Raw genomic sequence first — 4,042 nt, forward strand, 5'->3', positions numbered from 1 at the left:
AGTAGAAAAATTTAATAAAGCATTAAGTAGTAATTCTAATACATTAACTAATGATATTGACCTATCTTGGTTAAATGATGTTTAAATTGTAAATATATATTTTGGACATATGACGGTATTCCATCTATTTGTCCAAAATGTGGAGCACGATTAAGAGACAGAACATTTGAAAATGTTTTAATCAATAGAATTGAAACAGTGATTGCAAAACGAAGAATTTTAATTCATACATGGAAAGTAAAAGAAATAAACAATTAAGGAGATAATGATTATGATTATGAAACCATTTGAAAATTTTGTAAGAGACATTACAACAACTACTGGTAATCTAAATGGTATTACATTTACTTCAAATACTACATATTCCCCAAAGACAACTACCACTAATTCAGCATACCCTTGTTTCATTGATTCCATAGAATATATTATTGATACTATAAACAATAACATTAATAATAAAAACAATCTGAATAACAACAAAACAAATGTAAGAGTAAAAGATAATTGGATTAGAAATTTTAATAACAATGGAGTTTCATTCGCAATTATTCCAGATATTAAAGATGTTAAAGTTATTAAAAATGATGTAAATGCTAAACCAGTTGTTATAGTATTGTTTAAAGACGGAACAGAAGAAAAAGCTGTGTTGGCAGATAAAGATACTTTTTGCCTTGAAACTGGAATTGGAATTTGTATTACTAAGAAACTTCTATCTATGAAAAATAATGGGAATGGTGGTAGCGCACTTTATAATAAAATTGTCGATAGAGCAGTAAAGGTAATGAATAGAAACAAAGAAGCAAAAATGAAAGAACAGATTGAAAAGGACAAGGAAGAATCACGTTATAAGAAACTTGTAGAAAAGAAGAAAAGAAGAAATAAACGTAGAAGACAGAAAGAAATTGAAGAAATTGCTCAGTACGAAATTGATATTGAAAATAAGAAAGAAGAATTGAGAAAGAAAAATTAATGTAATATGTTATTATAGATAGATTGTAGATTGTTTTTTACAGTCTACAATCTATCCAAATTAAACTATTTGCTATTATGGAAACACAAATATGTAGTATATTATTAAAGGATAGTTGATATGGCAAAAATTCACATTCATACAAAATACAGTTTACTTGATGCAATTATTGAACCAGAACAATTAGTAAAAACAATTAAAAAACAGGATGGTGATAAGGCCGCTCTGTGCGTCACAGAACACGGTAATCTATATTCGGATGTCGAAATATACAAACTATGTAAAAAACATAATGTGAAGTATCTAATGGGCTGTGAGATGTATATATGTGATGATGTAAATGTTAAATCAAAAGACAGTAAATACAGTCACTTAGTTGTTATTGCAAAAAATGAAACTGGAAGACTTAATTTAAACAAACTTGTTTCTGAATCATGTAAATATAAATACTATGGTAAACCTAGAATTGATTTTAATATGCTTATTAATTATAAAGAAGGTTTAATTATTTTATCTGCTTGTATGGTTGGTGAAATTCAGAAAGCATTATATAATGGGAATTACGAAAAAGCTAAAAGCATAGCAATTAAATACAAAAATAATTTTCATGATGATTATTATTTAGAGTATCAAAGTCATTCAGATACAATCCAACAAATGTTAAACAAACAAGTTGTAGATTTAGCAAAAGAATTAAACATACCATTTGTTGTTACTACAGATGCACATTATTTAACTTTGAATGAACAAAAATATCACAGTATCTTTGTTCAAATAGGTCAAGCAAGAGAAGTAGGAGAAACATATAATGATTGCTATGTACAATCAAATGATGAAATTTTAAGTATTTGTAAAAGCACGACCAGAGAAGATAATATACTTGCTATTCATAATTCAAATGAAATAGCTGAAAAATGTAATGTAGAGTTACCATTGTCTGACCCTATTATGCAACACTCAAAAATTCCAGAAAACTTTAATTCTGAAATAGATTATCTAAAAAGTCTTTGTATTAATGGTTGGTATTCTAAAAAAATAAATCAAAAACAAAATAAAGAAGATTATAAAAAAAGATTAGCTTATGAAATTAATGCTATCAAAGAAATGGGATTTGAATGGTATTTTTTATTTGTACATAGTTATGCAAATTCAGTAAAACGTAGAGGAATAGCCAGAGGCTCAGCAGGAGGAAGTCTTGTTTGTTATTTGGCTAATATTACTGACATTGACCCTATTGAATTTAAACTTTATTTTGAAAGATTTATTGATGTTGGTGCGCTTGATTTGTTAAAGAAAAATTTAATTACTAAAGGAGAATTAAAAATTCCAGATGTGGATTTAGATTTTGGAAAACAAGACAGAGAAAAAGTTCTTCAACACGTTATTAATCAATATGGACAAGATAAAGTAGCAAGTTTAGGTACATTTCAGTATATTTGGGCCAAAGGTGCAATAAAAGATATTGGTAAAGTTTTAGGTATTCCATATGAAATTACTAATGAAATGACATCTAAACTTGACAACGAATCTATTAAAGATGTTATTGAATTAGGTTTACTCGATAAATATAAGGACAGTTATCCTGATTTATTTGATTACGCAGAAAGATTGGCTGGATTGCCAAAATCTTTTTCTGCCCATCCTTGTGGTAAAATTGCAAGTGAACAAACAATGACATATTACAATGCTACTGATATTAACGAAAACGGTGAAGTAATTTTACAAGGTGATATGCACACAGCAGAAGACTTAGGACTTGTTAAAGCAGATTTTCTTGGATTAAGAACAGTAGATGTTATTTATGATACTCTTGAAATGATTGGTAAAGATTATGAATATATTGCACCACATAATCTTAACTTCAAAGATAAAAAAGTATTGGATAATTTTAGAAATGGAAACACAGCAGGAGTATTTCAATTTGAATCTTCTGGTATGAGAGATACATTAAAAAAAATTGAATGTAATTCTATTGAAGATTTAATTGTTGCAAACGCATTATTTAGACCGGGTTCTATTAAATATATTGATAATTATGCAGATAGGAAAAAAGGTATAGAGAATTTTGAATACCTTCATCCTGATTTAAAACCAATACTTCAAAACACATTTGGTATTATTGTGTTTCAAGAACAACTCATTGAAATTGGTAGAATGGCTGGGCTGTCTAATCCAGATGAACTAAGAAAGGCTACTGCAAAAAAGAAAATAAGTTTACTTGATAAAATTAAACCAGAATTGTTTAATGGGTTATTAAATCGAGGATGGGAACAGGAACAATTAGAAACACTATGGAATGTAATGTTAGATTTTGCTTCGTATTCATTTAATAGAGCGCATTCTGCCGCTTATGCTATTATTGCTTATATTTGTATGTTCTTAAAAACATATCATCCAAAAGAATTTTTATGTGCATGGATTAATTCAGTAAGCAATAAAACAGAAAAGGTAGCAGAATGTATTGAAGAAGTTAATAGAATAAAAATTCCTGTTTATTTAGGTAAGTATGATAATTGTTCTTCTGATTGCAAAGTATACAATGATGGTATTATGATTGGAACAAAAACAATTAAATATTGCAATAAAGAACTAGCAAGTGAGTTAATGAATTTACACAAAACAAAATCGTTTATTGAATTATTAGATGAAATAAAAAATACTTCAATGAATAGTAGACAGCTAACAGCGTTAATTGGACTGGGGTATTTTTCCGATTATGGTCATAATGAAAAACTATTAAAATCAGTAGAATTATACAATGGAGTAAAAGATAAACCAAAAGGTTCAAAAAGTTTAAAAACAATACTTCCATCATTAAGAACTTGTAGTCAAATAAAAAAAGATAAAATTGAACAATATAGCAAATTTGGTCTAACAGAGTATATCGTAAAAAAATATGCTAATAAAGAAACACCGAAACAATATTCTCAAATAGACAATATTGGATTATTAAATGAATTAATATCAATCATTCCTAATAAACCAATGTCTGCAATAAATCAAGTGAAATTTGATATGGAATATTTACAATATACAACATATAAAAATTCTAAAATTGAAACAAATATTTAT

2 protein-coding genes are annotated in these 4,042 nt (G+C 27.3%); both read left to right on the top strand.

What is annotated here, in order from left to right:
- The first annotated feature begins 271 nt into the window (after positions 1-271).
- Complete coding sequence (locus QZZ11_RS00435; RefSeq protein WP_292472501.1) at positions 272-970, top strand: hypothetical protein; 699 nt, start codon at positions 272-274, stop codon at positions 968-970.
- A 120-nt stretch (positions 971-1,090) separates the two neighbouring features.
- Positions 1,091-4,042 (top strand): DNA polymerase III subunit alpha (dnaE, locus tag QZZ11_RS00440; RefSeq protein ID WP_292472503.1); only part of this gene is annotated, 2,952 nt, incomplete at its 3' end.

Source organism: Methanosphaera sp. (assembly GCF_016282985.1).
Taxonomy (GTDB): Archaea; Methanobacteriota; Methanobacteria; order Methanobacteriales; family Methanobacteriaceae; genus Methanosphaera.